Annotated in this window: 15 protein-coding genes; 6 read left to right on the forward strand and 9 right to left on the reverse strand. The window is 45.2% G+C overall.

Annotation, left to right across the window (positions count from 1 at the left end):
* Positions 1-172 precede the first annotated feature (172 nt).
* Positions 173-1,423 (reverse strand): serine hydroxymethyltransferase, encoded by a 1,251-nt coding sequence (glyA, locus tag IRQ95_RS11685; protein WP_194437106.1) that lies wholly within the window; start codon positions 1,421-1,423, stop codon positions 173-175.
* A 333-nt stretch (positions 1,424-1,756) separates the two neighbouring features.
* On the opposite strand from glyA, the gene IRQ95_RS11690 reads away from it, so the two are divergent.
* Positions 1,757-2,356: a YitT family protein gene (locus IRQ95_RS11690; protein ID WP_194437107.1), complete on the forward strand. Its 600-nt coding sequence runs from the start codon at positions 1,757-1,759 to the stop codon at positions 2,354-2,356.
* Positions 2,357-2,424: 68 nt separating this feature from the next.
* Here IRQ95_RS11690 and treC read toward each other — a convergent pair whose 3' ends face one another.
* The 5 genes from treC to gmhB all read right to left on the reverse strand — a co-directional run bounded on the left by treC (position 2,425) and on the right by gmhB (position 7,781).
* Complete coding sequence (gene treC / locus IRQ95_RS11695) at positions 2,425-4,110, reverse strand: alpha,alpha-phosphotrehalase (protein ID WP_194437108.1); 1,686 nt, start codon at positions 4,108-4,110, stop codon at positions 2,425-2,427.
* Positions 4,111-4,188: 78 nt separating this feature from the next.
* Positions 4,189-5,613, reverse strand: coding sequence for a PTS trehalose transporter subunit IIBC (gene treB, locus IRQ95_RS11700; protein WP_194437109.1), 1,425 nt, complete (start codon positions 5,611-5,613; stop codon positions 4,189-4,191).
* A 171-nt stretch (positions 5,614-5,784) separates the two neighbouring features.
* A complete protein-coding gene (gene treR, locus IRQ95_RS11705; RefSeq protein WP_194437110.1) occupies positions 5,785-6,732 on the reverse strand; it encodes a trehalose operon repressor TreR in 948 nt (315 codons plus the stop codon).
* Between the two features lie 79 nt (positions 6,733-6,811).
* On the reverse strand, positions 6,812-7,153 hold the full coding sequence (locus IRQ95_RS11710) for an MliC family protein (protein WP_194437111.1): 342 nt from the start codon (positions 7,151-7,153) through the stop codon (positions 6,812-6,814).
* Positions 7,154-7,229: 76 nt separating this feature from the next.
* Entirely contained in the window at positions 7,230-7,781 is a 552-nt protein-coding gene (gene gmhB, locus IRQ95_RS11715) for a D-glycero-beta-D-manno-heptose 1,7-bisphosphate 7-phosphatase (RefSeq protein WP_075652462.1), read from the reverse strand.
* Positions 7,782-8,006: 225 nt separating this feature from the next.
* Between gmhB and metN the strand changes: the two genes are divergently transcribed.
* The 3 genes from metN to IRQ95_RS11730 are packed head-to-tail and all read left to right on the forward strand — an operon-like array spanning position 8,007 to position 10,541.
* The gene (gene metN, locus IRQ95_RS11720) at positions 8,007-9,041 is read left to right on the forward strand and encodes a methionine ABC transporter ATP-binding protein MetN (RefSeq protein ID WP_075652461.1); all 1,035 of its coding nucleotides are present in this window, start codon (positions 8,007-8,009) and stop codon (positions 9,039-9,041) included.
* Positions 9,031-9,708 (forward strand): methionine ABC transporter permease, encoded by a 678-nt coding sequence (locus IRQ95_RS11725; protein ID WP_075652460.1) that lies wholly within the window; start codon positions 9,031-9,033, stop codon positions 9,706-9,708. Before metN ends, IRQ95_RS11725 begins: the two co-directional genes overlap by 11 nt.
* Positions 9,709-9,731: 23 nt before the next feature.
* On the forward strand, positions 9,732-10,541 hold the full coding sequence (locus IRQ95_RS11730; protein ID WP_075652459.1) for a MetQ/NlpA family lipoprotein: 810 nt from the start codon (positions 9,732-9,734) through the stop codon (positions 10,539-10,541).
* A gap of 223 nt (positions 10,542-10,764) precedes the next feature.
* On the opposite strand, the gene IRQ95_RS11735 is transcribed toward IRQ95_RS11730, so the two are convergent.
* The 3 genes from IRQ95_RS11735 to IRQ95_RS11745 all read right to left on the reverse strand — a co-directional run bounded on the left by IRQ95_RS11735 (position 10,765) and on the right by IRQ95_RS11745 (position 12,941).
* Entirely contained in the window at positions 10,765-12,351 is a 1,587-nt protein-coding gene (locus IRQ95_RS11735; RefSeq protein WP_075652458.1) for an AbgT family transporter, read from the reverse strand.
* 210 nt (positions 12,352-12,561) lie between these two features.
* On the reverse strand, positions 12,562-12,687 hold the full coding sequence (gene ykgO, locus IRQ95_RS11740) for a type B 50S ribosomal protein L36 (protein WP_005380299.1): 126 nt from the start codon (positions 12,685-12,687) through the stop codon (positions 12,562-12,564).
* The gene (locus tag IRQ95_RS11745) at positions 12,684-12,941 is read right to left on the reverse strand and encodes a type B 50S ribosomal protein L31 (RefSeq protein ID WP_075652457.1); all 258 of its coding nucleotides are present in this window, start codon (positions 12,939-12,941) and stop codon (positions 12,684-12,686) included. Before IRQ95_RS11745 ends, ykgO begins: the two co-directional genes overlap by 4 nt.
* A gap of 162 nt (positions 12,942-13,103) precedes the next feature.
* Here IRQ95_RS11745 and tsaA point away from each other — a divergent pair, with 162 nt between their 5' ends.
* Positions 13,104-13,799: a tRNA (N6-threonylcarbamoyladenosine(37)-N6)-methyltransferase TrmO gene (tsaA, locus tag IRQ95_RS11750; protein WP_194437125.1), complete on the forward strand. Its 696-nt coding sequence runs from the start codon at positions 13,104-13,106 to the stop codon at positions 13,797-13,799.
* A 110-nt stretch (positions 13,800-13,909) separates the two neighbouring features.
* Positions 13,910-15,625 carry a proline--tRNA ligase gene (locus IRQ95_RS11755; RefSeq protein ID WP_194437112.1) on the forward strand — a complete coding sequence of 572 codons (1,716 nt, stop codon included), beginning with the start codon at positions 13,910-13,912 and terminating at the stop codon, positions 15,623-15,625.
* The last annotated feature ends 233 nt before the right edge of the window (positions 15,626-15,858 follow it).

The following is a 15,858-nucleotide window of genomic DNA, read 5'->3' on the forward strand; positions in this document are numbered from 1 at the left end:
TTGGCAAATAGTGGCAAGAAGTTCTAGGAGAGTACGCATAAAAAATAACCCTAGCGGACTCTTTCTAAACTCCCAATTTCAAACTAAATCGTCTCTAGTTCAAGGAAAAGGGCACAGTTTACGTAAGTAAATGAGCACCTTTGACACAGAAATAGAGTGATTTAGGCAGAAATTATGCGTAAACCGGTAGACGCTTACAGATCTCGAGTACCTTCGCTTTCGTCGCTTCAATAACATCTTGGTTCTCAAGGTTATCAAGCACGTCACACATCCAGTTTGCTAGATCTTTTGAATCTTCTGCTGTGAAACCACGGCGTGTGATTGCTGGCGTACCTACACGGATACCTGATGTTACGAATGGGCTACGTGGATCGTTTGGTACTGAGTTTTTGTTTACTGTGATGTTTGCTGCACCTAGTGCTGCGTCTGCATCTTTACCTGTGATGTCTTTGTCGATTAAATCAACTAGGAACAGGTGGTTTTCAGTGCCGTTTGATACGATTTTGTAACCGCGCTCTTGGAATTGCGCGACCATTGCTTTTGCGTTTTCGACTACGCGCGCTTGGTATGCTTTGAACTCTGGTTCCATCGCTTCTTTGAACGCTACCGCTTTACCTGCGATTACGTGCATTAGCGGGCCGCCTTGGCCTCCAGGGAAAACTGCTGAATTCAGCTTCTTGTACATGTCTTCACCTGCATTTGACAGGATTAGACCACCGCGTGGGCCGGCTAGTGTTTTGTGCGTTGTTGTTGATACTACGTGCGCATGTGGCACTGGTGTTGGGTAAACGCCTGCTGCGATTAGACCCGCTACGTGTGCCATGTCTACAAATAGGTAAGCATCAACTTTGTCTGCGATTTCACGCATGCGTTTCCAGTCTACGATTTGTGAGTAAGCTGAGAAACCACCGATGATCATTTTTGGCTTGTGCTCAACAGCTAACGCTTCCATTTCGTCGTAGTTGATTTGACCTGCTTCATCGATACCATAAGGAATGATGTTGTAGTGCTTACCTGAGAAGTTTACAGGTGAACCGTGAGTTAGGTGACCACCGTGTGCTAGGCTCATACCTAGTACTGTGTCGCCTGGGTTCAATAGCGCCATGTAAACTGCGCTGTTTGCTTGAGAACCTGAGTGAGGCTGAACGTTCGCGTATTCACAACCAAATAGCTGGCAAGCGCGGTCAATTGCTAGAGCTTCAGCTTTATCAACGTACTCACAACCACCGTAGTAGCGTTTACCTGGGTAACCTTCAGCGTATTTGTTTGTTAGCTGAGAACCTTGCGCTTCCATTACACGTGGACTGGTGTAGTTTTCTGAAGCGATTAGTTCGATGTGTTCTTCCTGGCGAAGAGTTTCCTCTTGGATAGCTGCGAACAATTCCGCATCGTAATCTGCGATGTTCATATCACGCTTAAGCATCTGTATCTCCTGACTCAGATTTAGACTGAAAGTTGCAAAAAACTGGTTAACGACCCCGACGCAAACGTTTTCGTCACCCTATTGGCGCGCATTTTAACTAATTTGATCTGGGTCATAAAGAGAAAATTTCAATTTTCTCATGCAGTTTTTTCATACTGTGTTTCAAGGTTTATCATGTTAACCGAATAACAATGTGATCATTATCACTAAAATCTTTACACCTTGTAAAACGACAATTACATAGATTTACCTTAAATTTCGAAATCAAGCTACCGAAAAGCCCATCTTTTGATTACTATGCACGGCTTTCGTTCACCTGATAAATGATCTTCGATGGCAAAACATACTCGTAAAGAAGACTGGATCGCGATCCTGACAGGCACCTTAGTTGTGGCACAAGGGATTTTCTTTCTCCAAGCCTCGCACTTGCTGACTGGTGGCACTACAGGATTGGCACTATTACTTAGCCAAGTCGCACCATGGTCATTTGGTACTCTCTACTTTTTAGCAAACTGTCCATTCTACCTGTTAGCGTGGAAACGTTTTGGGACTAAGTTTGCATTTAATAGTGCGATTTCAGGCGCTTTGGTTTCAGTTTTTGCCGATCACCTCCATTTAGTCATCAGCGTAGATAAGGTTAACCCTATCTATTGTGCCATTGCGGGTGGTCTTTTGATGGGCTTGGGGATGCTGATCCTATTCCGCCATCGCTCAAGCCTGGGCGGCTTCAATGTTCTATGCCTCTATATCCAAGACAAATTTGGTATCTCGGTTGGCAAAACTCAGATGGTGATCGACTTAAGTATCTTAGTGACTTCGTACTTCTTTGTTGATCCTATGACCTTGCTTTACTCCGTGATTGGTGTCATTGCGTTAAACCTAGTACTCGGGATGAACCACAAACCGCACCGCTATATTGTTAAATACAGCTAATACTAAAAAATGAAGGCTTTGGTCAATAACCAAAGCCTTCTTTATATCTCTCAGATAACAAGTGGGGGTTACTTATCAATAAGAATAATACGGGTCTCGTAAGGGCGCAGTTCAATGATGTTGCCTGATTGCTGCATTGGCTGCTGTGGGTAGTTAGTGAGTAAGCACTCCGCTTTCTCTACCTCAATCTCATCAGGCAACTGACACTGCGTTGGCTCAGCGTAGTAGTTACTGATTGATAACAGTTGCTGAGTCTCTGTTTCGCGCAAATAGACATAACAACGCGCATCCAAAGGTAACAAGTCATAAAAACTACCTTGCGTGATCACCGGATATTGCTTTCGCAGTTCAATCAGCTGTTTATAGAAATAAAACACCGAGTTAGTGTCTGCTAACGCTGCTTGTGCATTAATATGTGAGTAGTTACTTGCTACTTCGAGCCAAGGTGTACCTTGGGTAAAACCAGCATGCACTGAGTCATCCCATTGCATTGGCGCACGAGAGTTATCGCGTGATTTTTGCGCAAGAATCGCTATCATTTCATCATGGCTAACACCCTGCTGCTCAACCATAATCTGGTACATATTGGTACTCTCAACATCACGATACTGAGTGATGTCTTGATAACCTGGGTTGGTCATCCCCAGCTCTTCACCTTGATAGATATAGGGCGTTCCTTGCATCATATGCAGCGAAGCGGCAAGCATTTTTGCCGATTCGACCCGATAGCGTTGGTCATCACCCAGTCGGCTGACAATACGCGGCTGATCATGGTTACACCAAAACAGCGCACCCCAACCATTGTTACTTAGCCCGGTCTGCCAATGGTTAAAGATCTGCTTAAGCTGGATAAAATCAAACGGTGCCTTGGTCCACTTTTCCCCTTGAGGATAATCCACTTTCAAATGATGGAAATTAAACACCATCGACAACTCTTTGCCATCGAGGGATGAATATTGCTGACAATGCTCAAGCGTGGTGGAAGACATCTCGCCAACGGTTACGCTCCCGTATTTCTGAAACACCGCTTGGCTGATCTCTTGCAGATATTCATGGACACGCGGGCCGTCAGTGTAAAAGCGACGACCATCACCCACTTGATCATTAGGAAAATCTTGTTGCTTGGAAATCAGATTGATGACATCCAAACGGAAACCATCGACGCCCTTCTCTGCCCAAAAACTAATGATGTTCTTTACCTCTTGGCGAACCTCTGGGTTCTCCCAATTAAGGTCCGCTTGCTCGGTGGCGAAAAGGTGCAAATAGTACTGGTTAGTCTTTGAGTCTAACGCCCAAGCACTGCCACCGAACTTCGATTGCCAGTTGTTTGGCACATCTTCGTTTACAGGATCTTTCCAGATGTAGTAGTCGCGATATGGGCTCTGCTTGTTACCAAGGGCAGATTGGAACCATTGATGGGCAGTTGACGTATGGTTAACCACAATATCCATAATAATTCGGATACCGCGTTGATGCGCCTGCTCAAGCAACGCGTCAAAATCGTCCATATCACCAAACTGCGGATTAATCGCATAGTAGTCCGAGATGTCGTAGCCATTATCGACCATCGGCGATTGATAAACTGGCGTTAGCCAAATGGCATCGATACCCAATTGCTTTAGGTAATCCAGCTTGGAAATAATCCCGCGAATGTCACCCGTTCCTTTATCTCCTGAGTCACAAAAGCTTTTGGGATAGATTTGATAAATGGTGGCACTCTTCCACCAATCTTGCTGTGGATTGATATTTGTCATAACGGTTTTCACTTACCAGTTTGAGCGAGATTTCGGCTCAAGAAAACCCACGGCAAAAGCTGCCGTGGGACAAAAAAATTATGCGTTGGCAGTTTCAAGCTCACCTTTGGCTTGAGCACGCTTATAGAAGAACAGAGTAAAGACAATTGGCAATACGATTGCCACCAGCATCGCTAGCGCATAGACGCCCCAGAACTGTGGCTGGATTGATAGAATACCCGGCAGACCACCCACACCAATGCCATTAGCCATCACACCCGACATACCACAAATCGCCGCGGCCACTGCAGAGCCAAACATGGCACTTAGCATTGGAAACTTATATTTGAGGTTGATGCCGTACATCGCCGGTTCCGTCACACCTAAATAAGCGGAGATGGCCGCTGGTACTGAAATATCGCGCTCGCCATGTTTTTTGCTGATGATAATGATGCCGACCACCGCTGAAGCCTGAGCAATATTTGAAAGCGCAATCAAAGGCCAGATTGGCGTACCGCCTAAATCTTGCATCAATTGCAAATCGACCGCGTTAGTAGTGTGGTGAATACCCGTGATCACCAATGGCGCATATAGGAAACCAAAAATCACGGAACCAATCACAGCAAAGTCGCCTGTCATGGCCGCTTTAGCGGCAAACGCCACGCCATCACCCAACATACGACCAAACGGACCAATAATTGAGTGAGCCAAGACCACAGACACAATAATTGAGACAAACGGCACCACCACCAAATAGAGGTAGGACGGAACAATGCGTTTTAAGTTGGTCTCAATAAATGCCAATGCCACCCCAGCAAGCATCGCTGGTATCACCTGAGCTTGGTAACCAACCTTCTCTATCACAAACAGTCCGAAATCCCATACTTCAGGCGCTTGTTTACCAATAAGATAAGCATTCATCAGTTGGGGCGAAACTAAGGTCACACCTAAAGTAATACCCAAGATTGGTGTACCACCCAACTTTTTCACCGTTGACCAACACACGCCAACCGGTAGGAAAAAGAAGATCGCTTCACCGATTAGCCACAAGAAGCTGTGTACCGTTGCCCAAAATTGGCTAATTTCAGTCAGTGACTGACCATCAAACATCTTGATGTCACCAATCACGTTACGGAAACCTAAGATCAAACCGCCAGTAATAATCGCAGGCAGTAGCGGGACAAAAATTTCAGCCAAATGGGAAATCCCGCGTTCCAGTACATTCATATTCTGACGAGCCGCATTCTTAGCGTCTTCTTTTGAAGCTTCACTCTTACCGGTAAGTGTAATCAACACCTTGTAGACTTCATCAACTTCCGTGCCGATCACCACTTGGAACTGACCTGCATTGGTAAAGCAGCCTTTAACCATTGGTAATGCTTCCAAACCTTTCTCATCGGCTTTCGCAGTGTCGTTTAACACAAAACGCAAACGCGTTAAGCAATGGCTTACACTGGCAATGTTCTCCGCTCCGCCGACCAATTCGATCAGACGCACAACATCTTGTTTGGCTATCTTACTCATAACCCTGTCCACCCTATTGGATTTGATTTATTTATAGTTCTTAATTTAAATGGGAACATTCCCAAATCTTGATGAGTATATTGACAGAATCGATAACAACTAAAAATGGGAACAGTCCCATTAATTGAAAGTGATCACAGTATAATTTTAAATCACTTTAAAAATAGGAACTTAAGATAGAACGGGTTGCTGAGTGATATGTGAGTGAGATTCTTCACCATTAATATGGGAAATCAATAAGTTAGCTGCTTTCACTCCAGCTTGGGCATAGCCGGGATCAATACTGAACACTTTAGGAAAGAGAAAAGAGAGCAGTTCATTGCCGCCAACACCCGTCACGATGACATCCTCACGGCCTAGCTCTTGTAAACGTTTAATCACCCCAAGCGCTAGGGTATCACTCGCGCACACAATCGCTTCAGTGCCTTCGCGCAATACTTTCTCAACCAGTTGGTAAGCACTCTCATGATTAAGATCGCCAGTTTGATAATTTGGCGACACGCCTTGTTGCTCACACCATGTTAGGTAAGCGTCAAGGCGCAGTTGACCTGTCGTACGGTCACTTGGATTCACCCCAATGTAAGCGATGTGAGTTAAAGCTTGCTGATGCAGATGCTCGAGCGCTTGAGTGATCACTCCGTGGTTGTCGTAATTGACCGAAGAAACCTGTTTGGTGTCCATCGCGATCACCACCACACGATTTTGCCATCGTTCAAGCTGCGACAGATCCAAATCACTAAAACCAAACACGATGACCCCGTCTACATTACGACGCTTAAGTACATCTAAATGTTCGGTGGTTTTCTGTGGGTCAAACTGACTCTCCATGATAACGACGTCATAACCCGCCTGATACAACGCTTGCAGCATACTGCCCACTGCCTTGTTCTCTGATGGCGAATCAAGTCGTGAAATAATCACCCCAACAACGCGTTGACTGCCGCCACGCATTGATTGTGCAGACTTAGAAGGGACATACCCCGAATCCGCGATCACCTGCTCCACTTTGATGCGTGTCTCTGGTTTGACTTTAGGATCGTTAGTTAACACGCGAGATACTGTCGATTTGCCAACACCAGCAAGGCGGGCAATATCTAAAATGGTCAGTTTTTTGTTCATACTTCAGGGTTTAATCATGGTTAGAAAGTCATTGGCTAAGGTCATTGAGGTAGACTTCAATTAACCTCAGCCCATAACATTATTGGCTTTCACAGTTTTTGTAAATCTCGCGGCCTAGCTCTAAGCGAGCATAATTACCTTTCGTATACAAATTCACAGGCTTGATCTCAGTTTGCGCATTTTCCGGCAGCATGTAACGCGTCCCTGACCCTGCTGGAACTTGAACTAAAGCATATTCAACATCTTCCACTTTCACCAAAGCGCCCTGCTCTTCAATTAGATAATCAGCAAGAAATTGTTTTTCCTCGCTGCATTGATATTGGTAGCCATACTGGTCATTGTTGTCAGTGGTCGAGTCATTACTTGTCGCACAACCCGCGAGCAAAACAGCACTAGTGATAAAAATGCTGGCTCTTTTCATAGTCACCTCCGATAAAAATAAAGGCTGCAACGGCAGCCTTTAAATAATAGTCTATTTTTTTAGATAGTTAGGTTAATTACTTCTCTAAATAATTAGGTACATCTCGGATGCTATCGAGCACAGCGCTCGCCAAGGCTTCACCTTGCTCTGTCACTGGCTTACCAGTGCGAACTAAAATCTTAGTCCCCACACCTGCCGCTTCTGCAGCCATCATGTCTTCCGCTTTATCGCCAACCATCACTGAGTTAGCCATATCAATCTTTAGGAAATCACGCGCTGAAATAAACATGCCCGGCTTTGGCTTGCGGCAGTCACAATCTTCTTTGTATTTACCTTGTCCATGCTCTGCATGATGTGGACAATAGTAGATACCGTCCAGCTCAACACCGTTATCAACAAAGTTCCAATCCATCCATTGGGTAAGAGATAGAAAACGGTCTTCGCTGAACTTACCGCGTGCAATTCCCGACTGGTTAGTTACCAATACAAGCAAATAGCCCATCTGCTGTAGCTTTTTGGTCGCTTCAAAAACGCCTTCAATAAATTCGAAGTCATGCTCATCATGTACATAGCCGTGGTCTACGTTAATTACGCCATCACGATCCAAAAAAACTGCTGGTTTCGCCAAAATTATTGTCTCTATTTACTTGTATAACGACAGTGATTATACGCGCTTTATTTCTTTCATCACTATCTAATTACTTAATCGTTTGCTTACAGTATGCATTTTAGACGTCTAGACGTAAAAATATCTATTGACACTAATTCAACAAACCCATAGCATCATCTACTAAATGAGATGTAGCTCAAAATAATATACTGTTCAAACACTCGAGCATAAGCAGGTTTCTCAATGATTGAAATTAATCAGGTAAATAAGGTGTTCTATCAAGGCAAAAAGGAAATTAATGCCTTGAAAGATATCAACCTCCATATCTCCCAAGGGACTATTTTTGGGGTGATCGGTGCGTCTGGCGCTGGTAAAAGTACCCTGATCCGCTGTGTGAATATGCTTGAAGCACCGACCAGTGGTGAAATCATCGTCGATGGCGTCGACCTAACCAAGTTGAGCAAATCTCAATTAAGCGAAGCTCGTCGTAACATTGGCATGATTTTCCAGCATTTTAATCTGCTGTCATCGCGTACTGTGTTTGAAAACGTGGCATTACCGTTAGAACTAGCAGGTAAAGAAAAGTCGCACATCCAAAATAAAGTAACTGAACTGCTTAAATTAGTTGGCTTAGCCGACAAACATGAAAGCTACCCATCAAACTTAAGTGGTGGTCAAAAACAGCGTGTCGCTATCGCCCGTGCGCTGGCTTGCGATCCTAAAGTGCTGCTTTGTGATGAAGCCACCAGCGCGCTGGATCCGGCAACGACGCAGTCCATCTTAGAACTGCTGCGTGAAATCAACCGCCAGCTAAAGATCACCATCCTATTGATTACTCATGAAATGGATGTGGTCAAGAGCATCTGTCATGAAGTGGCGATTATTGGTGGTGGTGAGCTAGTGGAAAAAGGCTCTGTTGGCGAGATCTTCGCGCATCCTAAAACAGAACTGGCGCATCAATTTATCCGCTCAACGTTGGACTTGTCGATCCCGGAAGATTACCAAGCGCGTTTGCAACCAACCCGTGTTGCCGATAGCTACCCATTGGTACGTCTTGAATTTACCGGTGCCACAGTTGACGCACCTCTAATGAGCCAAATTGCGCGTAAATACAACATCGACATTAGTATTCTTAGCTCAGATCTTGATTACGCTGGCGGTGTGAAGTTTGGCATGATGGTCGCAGAGCTGTTTGGCAACGAAGAAGATGACAACAACGCAATTGCATTTTTGCGTGACAACAACGTAAAAGTAGAGGTGCTTGGCTATGTCCTTTAATACCATTTCTGATTGGCTAAGCTTAAATGCAGATTTGTTGCTTGGTGCAACGTGGGAAACCATCTATATGGTTGCAGTGGCTGGCATCGTTGGCTTTGCCGTTGGTATCCCGCTAGGGGTAATTCTACACACCACGAAGAAAGGCGGATTACTTGAGAATCCTCGCCTAAATAACTTCTTAGGTGCGATCGTTAACATTGGTCGCTCAGTGCCTTTCTTGGTGTTGATGGTGGCGATTATTCCGGTCACTAAGCTGCTTGTCGGCACTTTTATCGGTACAACAGCTGCGATTGTTCCACTCACCATTGGTGCTATCCCTTTTGTCGCTCGTCTGATTGAAGGTGCGCTACTGGAAGTTCCAACTGGCTTGGTAGAAGCGGCGCAAGCAATGGGCGCGACACCACTGCAAATTATTAATAAGGTACTGCTTCCTGAAGCACTACCAACGATTGTTAACTCAGTCACTATCACGTTAGTCACACTAGTCAGCTACTCTGCAATGGCAGGTACCGTTGGCGGTGGTGGTTTAGGAGACGTTGCTATTCGTTATGGCTTCCATCGTTACGATGTCGTGATCATGGCGGTGACTGTTGTGATGTTGATTGTGTTAGTACAAATTATTCAGTCTATCGGTGACGCTGTTGTTCGCCGCGTAGACCACAGATAAGAATTCATATAAGGAGATGTGTTATGAAATTTGGTTTTAAATCTTTAGTTGCTATCGTGGCAGCAGCATCCGCACTTGTGCTAACGGGTTGTGGCGAGAAGGAAGTCGACAACAGCAAGATTAAAGTGGGTGTAATGGCTGGTGCTGAAGAGCAAGTTGCTGAAGTTGCAGCTAAAGTTGCAAAAGAAAAATTTGGTCTTGAAGTAGAGCTAATCACTTTCTCTGACTATGTAACGCCGAATGCAGCATTGGATGATGGCTCAATTGATATCAACGCATTCCAACATAAGCCATACCTAGATCAGCAAATTGCTGACCGTGGCTACAAGCTAGCGATCGCAGGCAATACTTTTGTTTACCCAATTGCAGGCTACTCAAAGCAAATCAAAGCAGTTGACGAGATCCAAGATGGCGATCGTATCGCCGTACCAAACGACCCAACGAACCTAGGTCGCTCTCTACTGCTTCTAGAGCAACAAGGTCTGATCAAGCTACGTGATGGCGTTGGTCTACTGGCAACAGTACGTGACATCGTTGAGAACCCGAAAAACCTAACTATCGTTGAACTAGACGCAGCACAACTACCACGTTCTCTAGATGACGTTGTGCTTTCAGTGATTAACAATACTTATGCAGCGTCTGTTGATCTTACTCCACAACGTGATGGCATCTTCGTTGAAGACAAAGAGTCTCCATACGTAAACCTAATCGTTGCTCGTGAAGATAATGCTCAAGCAGAAAACGTGGTTAATTTCGTTAAAGCGTACCAATCAGAAGAAGTGTACTCAGCAGCATCTGAAATCTTCAAAGGTGGCGTAGTTAAAGGCTGGTAATCAATACTGTTTCGGTCTATCGATACCAAAGCTGGCTCTAGTAGCCAGCTTTTTTGTGCCTGTAATTCACTTAAATACCCCCTAAAACTACTGTCAAATGAGCAAAGCAAGCCACTGAAATTAATCCTGCACAATCCAGGTTTAAATCCATGACACCCACCATAAAAACGACAAAGCCGGAATCTCTCGACTCCGGCTAAAAGTATCACGTTAAGCTTAATGACTATGGCGTGTAGTACGTCGCAGCACCTGGACCAACTGGAAGACCCAATACGAATACCCAAATGTAGAATAGTAAGCTCCAGCCCACCATAAAGCAGATTGAGTAAGGCAGCATAGTCGCGATCAACGTACCAATACCAAGATTCTTCACGTAACGAGTTGCTACCGCCAAAATCAGACCAAAGTAACTCATCATTGGCGTAATAATGTTAGTGGTTGAATCACCAATACGGTAGGCCGCTTGAATCGTCTCTGGCGCATAACCAACCAACATTAGCATCGGCACAAAAATCGGTGCGGTTACTGCCCACTGGGCTGATGCTGAGCCAATCATTAAGTTGATAAAGCCACACATCAAGATGAAGGCGAAGAACAGCATTGGTCCAGTCAAGCCAATCTCTTGCAAGAAACCAGCACCGGCAACCGCAAACACCTGACCAAAGTTGGTCCACTTAAAGAAAGCAACAAATTGCGCGGCAAAGAATACCAGTACAATATACATACCCATTGAAGACATCGATTTTGCCATTGCATCGATCACGTCTCGGTCAGTTTTCATCGTGCCAACCACTTTGCCGTAGACAAAACCAGGAATGGCGAAGAAAACAAAGATAAAGGCAACAATACTCTTCAAAAATGGTGAGCCCGCCACCGTGCCTGCATCAGAACGTAATACGCCGTCAGCTGGAACGATCGTCCACGCTAGTAATGCCGATACCAGCAATACCGCTAAACCCGCAAGCTTAAGACCTTTTTTCTCAATGTCGGTTAGCTTACCCATTGAGTCTTGTGACAGATCTTCCGCCGCTTCTTCATCGTTATATTTACCTAGCTTAGGCTCAACAATCTTCTCAGTAACGAAAGCACCGGTAATCGCGATAAAGAAGGTAGAAACAAACATGAAGTACCAGTTAACTTCTGGTCCAACGGTATATGTTGGGTCAATCATCTGCGCCGCTGTCTCGGTAATACCAGACAATAACGGATCAACGGTACCAATCAGTAGGTTGGCTGAGTAACCGCCGGATACACCCGCAAAAGCAGCAGCCAAACCAGCAAGTGGGTGGCGCCCTAGTGAGTGGAAGAGCATCGCAGCAAGAGGGATAAGAACAACATAGCCTAACTCAGAAGCGGTGTTGGAAATAATACCAGCAAACACCACGGTGACGGTCACCATGCGCTTAGATGCGCCCATTACAAGACCACGCATCGCTGCAGAAAGTAGCCCTGAATGCTCGGCAATTGCCACACCCAACATCGCTACCAGTACCGTACCTAATGGTGCAAAGCCAACAAAGTTTTTCACTAGGTTGGTTACGATCAGTTGCAGACCTTCTGCATTCAACAAGCTCACAACATGAATCATGCCATCAGCCGCTCGACCTTTTGCCCCCTCTGGTCGTGGGTCAACCACTGACACATCGAAATAGCCCGCAATACCGGATGTCACGAGAATCGCGACACAGAAAATAGCAAATAAAGTGATTGGGTGAGGTAATAGATTCCCCAAATACTCAACCGTATCTAAAAAGCGTGTAAAAAGAGTTTTCTTCGGCGAGTGTTGTCTTATTGAATCAGATGAACTCATCTGTTCCCTCCTTGTAGTTATTCCTGTGCAAATGTGAACGAAATGTCACAAAGCCGAGACAGCCTACTTTAAGGAGGGAATGCAAAACAAATGAAAAATGTAACAATAATTTAATATTGCAGCATTTTTAACCAACAAATAACCAACCAAACAGTCAATAATAGAAATAAAAAAGTATTCAAACAGTAAATATCACTACCAATTTGTATTCTATTTTTGTACCGCTTTAAAGCGTGGATTGGTTTTGCAAATGACGTATAACCGCCCGCGACGCTTAACAATTTGGCAATCTGGATGACGACTCTTTGCACTTTTAAGTGACTTTACGACTTTCATTTTGACTCCTTAAAACGGCTGTAGCGACGGTTAAAGTTCGATACTCGACCCTGTTTTTGCATCACGCGTTGCTTACCGGTATAGAACGGATGCGATTCAGACGACACATCTAAAGTGAAATATGGATAAGTCTTGCCATCTTGCCACTCAATTGTGCGGTCAGTTTTTAGTGTCGAACCAATAATAAAATACTTATCGACACTGGTATCATGGAACACCACTTTGCGGTATTCAGGATGAATTCCTTCTTGCATCACTCCCTCTCAAATTGAAATGTTATAACATAGCAAATGATAACAATTATCAACTGCAGATCAAGTAATTTATTTCGTTCTATACAAAAGCAATATCACAGAGGAAGTGCGACTAGTGTGATTGTGCTATCTTGTGGCAAGAATTAAGTGAGAGATAACGCTGTGTATAACGTTGAGCCGATTGGTTTTGTCCAAAGCCCATATAAAGAAAAGTTTGCCGTGCCAAGACAACCTCGCTTGGTCCCGGCAGCCACTGCCCGAATCAAGTTGCAAGGTGACGTCAACTGCGCAGAAGCAGTACGCGGCATCGAACAATTTAGTCATGTCTGGTTACTGTTCCTGTTTGATCAGAACCTATCCGCTGGGTGGAAGCCTACCGTACGTCCTCCTCGCTTAGGAGGTAATGAACGAATTGGCGTACTGGCGTCTCGTTCAACCTTTCGCCCCAATGGTATCGGCATGTCTGCTGTAGAGTTGAAAGGTGTTAGCCAGCAAGGCGATCAGTTCTACCTCGAACTCGGCAGCGTGGATTTAGTTGATGGCACCCCAATTGTGGATATCAAACCTTATATTCCTTATACCGATGCCATCATCGATGCCAATGGCGGCTATGCCGAAGAGGAACCAGAAAAAACACCGGTCTGTTTTCTGCCTACGGCAGTTGAAAGCTTAGATAAACAAGCCAATAGCCAGCAAATTCGCCAAGTGATTGAGCAAGTTCTCGCCCAAGATCCACGTCCTGCGTATAAGAAAAACAAGCCAGACAACAAAGAATATGCGGTTAATTTATTCAATTTGAACGTTAAATTCACCGTAAACGATAACTTAGTGTCTGTTACTGCGATTGAACACTTTTGACAAAGCGATTTGGCTGATATTATAAGCGGCTAACAATTTCCCCTCTGGGGACCTTCATACTCCAGCCCTATGCGGCCAGAGTATTTCACTTTAATAAACGGATAAATTTAATGCGTACCAGTAATTATCTTCTTTCTACTCTAAAGGAGACTCCAAACGACGCAGAAGTAGTGAGCCACCAGCTCATGCTACGTGCAGGTATGATCCGTAAGCTGGCTTCAGGTCTTTACACCTGGCTACCTACTGGTCTACGTGTATTGCGTAAAGTCGAAAACATCGTTCGTCAAGAAATCGACAATGCAGGTGCAATCGAAACTTTGATGCCCGTTGTTCAGCCGTTTGAACTATGGGAAGAGACAGGCCGCAGCGAAAAGATGGGTCCTGAACTGCTTCGCTTTACTGACCGCCACGTTCGTCCGTTTGTACTAAGCCCTACGGCAGAAGAAGTGATCACTGCGCTTGTGCGTAATGAAGTTAGCTCGTACAAACAGCTTCCGATGAACCTGTACCAAATCCAAACTAAATTCCGTGATGAGCGTCGTCCTCGTTTTGGCGTAATGCGTGCACGTGAATTCTGCATGATGGATGCGTACAGCTTCGACATCGACAAAGCGGGTCTAGAGAAATCTTACCAAGCGATGCACGATGCTTACTGTAAAGCGTTTGACCGTATGGGTCTTGAGTACCGTCCAGTACTAGCAGACTCAGGCGCTATCGGTGGTAACGGCTCTCAAGAGTTCCACGTACTAGCAGAAAGTGGTGAAGACCTAATCGCCTTCTCTACTGAATCTGATTACGCGGCAAACATCGAGAAAGCAGAAGCGGTTGCTCCTGCGGTTGAGCTTGCAGCGCCAACACAAGAGATGACTCTAGTTGATACGCCAAACGCGAAAACTATTGCAGAACTTGTTGAGCAGTTCGATCTACCAATCGAAAAAACTGTTAAGACTCTATTCGTTAAAGCTTCTGATGAAATCGATGCACCAATCGTTGCACTGATCATCCGTGGCGACCACGAACTAAACGAAATCAAAGCTGAGAACCTAGCTGAAGTTGCCGCTCCTCTAGAGATGGCAACTGAAGAAGAGATGCGTGAGCTAATTGGCGCAGGTGCAGGTTCGCTAGGTCCTGTTGGTCTTGAGCTGCCATTTATCGTTGACCGCTCTGTAGCGGTAATGAGTGACTTTGGCGCGGGCGCAAACATCGACGGCAAACACTACTTCGGTATCAACTGGGGTCGTGACGTAGAGCTTGGTCAAGTTGCTGACCTACGTAACGTAGTGGAAGGCGATCCAAGCCCATGTGGTCAAGGTACATTGATGCTTAAGCGCGGTATCGAAGTGGGTCACATCTTCCAACTAGGTAATGTTTATTCTGAAGCGATGAACTGTGGTGTTCTAGATTCAAATGGTAAAAACGTTATCCTAGAAATGGGTTGTTACGGTATCGGTGTATCACGCGTTGTTGCTTCTGCTATTGAGCAAAACAACGACAAGTACGGCATCATTTGGCCAGACGCACTAGCGCCTTTCCAAGTAGCAATCGTACCAATGAACATGCACAAATCTGAGCGCGTTCAAGAAGCAGCAGAGAAGCTATACGCTGAACTGACTGCAATGGGTATCGAAGTACTATTCGATGACCGTAAAGAACGCCCAGGCGTAATGTTCTCTGATATGGAACTGATCGGTATCCCTCACACTATCGTGATTGGCGACCGCAGCATGGACGAAGGCAACTTCGAATACAAGAACCGTCGTAGCGGCGAGAAAACCGCAGTCGCGATGGCAGATATCGTTGAGCACCTAAAAGCACAATTTGCTTAATTAAGTGTTAAAACATGCAAAAGGCCGATGGAAACATCGGCCTTTTTTGTTGGGTGCGAAAAACGGATGCGGGATGCGGGATGCGGGATGCGGGATGCGGGATGCGGGATGCGGGATGCGGGATGCGGGATGCGGGATGCGGGATGCGGGATATTTTGTCTTTTAGGGAACGAGTTGAGTCAATAGTTTTTAGTCATGGCGAGTAAAAATCAGACATTGTCATCCCCGAGAGG

Origin of the sequence: Vibrio fluminensis (assembly GCF_015278125.1) — a bacterium.
GTDB lineage: Bacteria > Pseudomonadota > Gammaproteobacteria > Enterobacterales > Vibrionaceae > Vibrio > Vibrio fluminensis.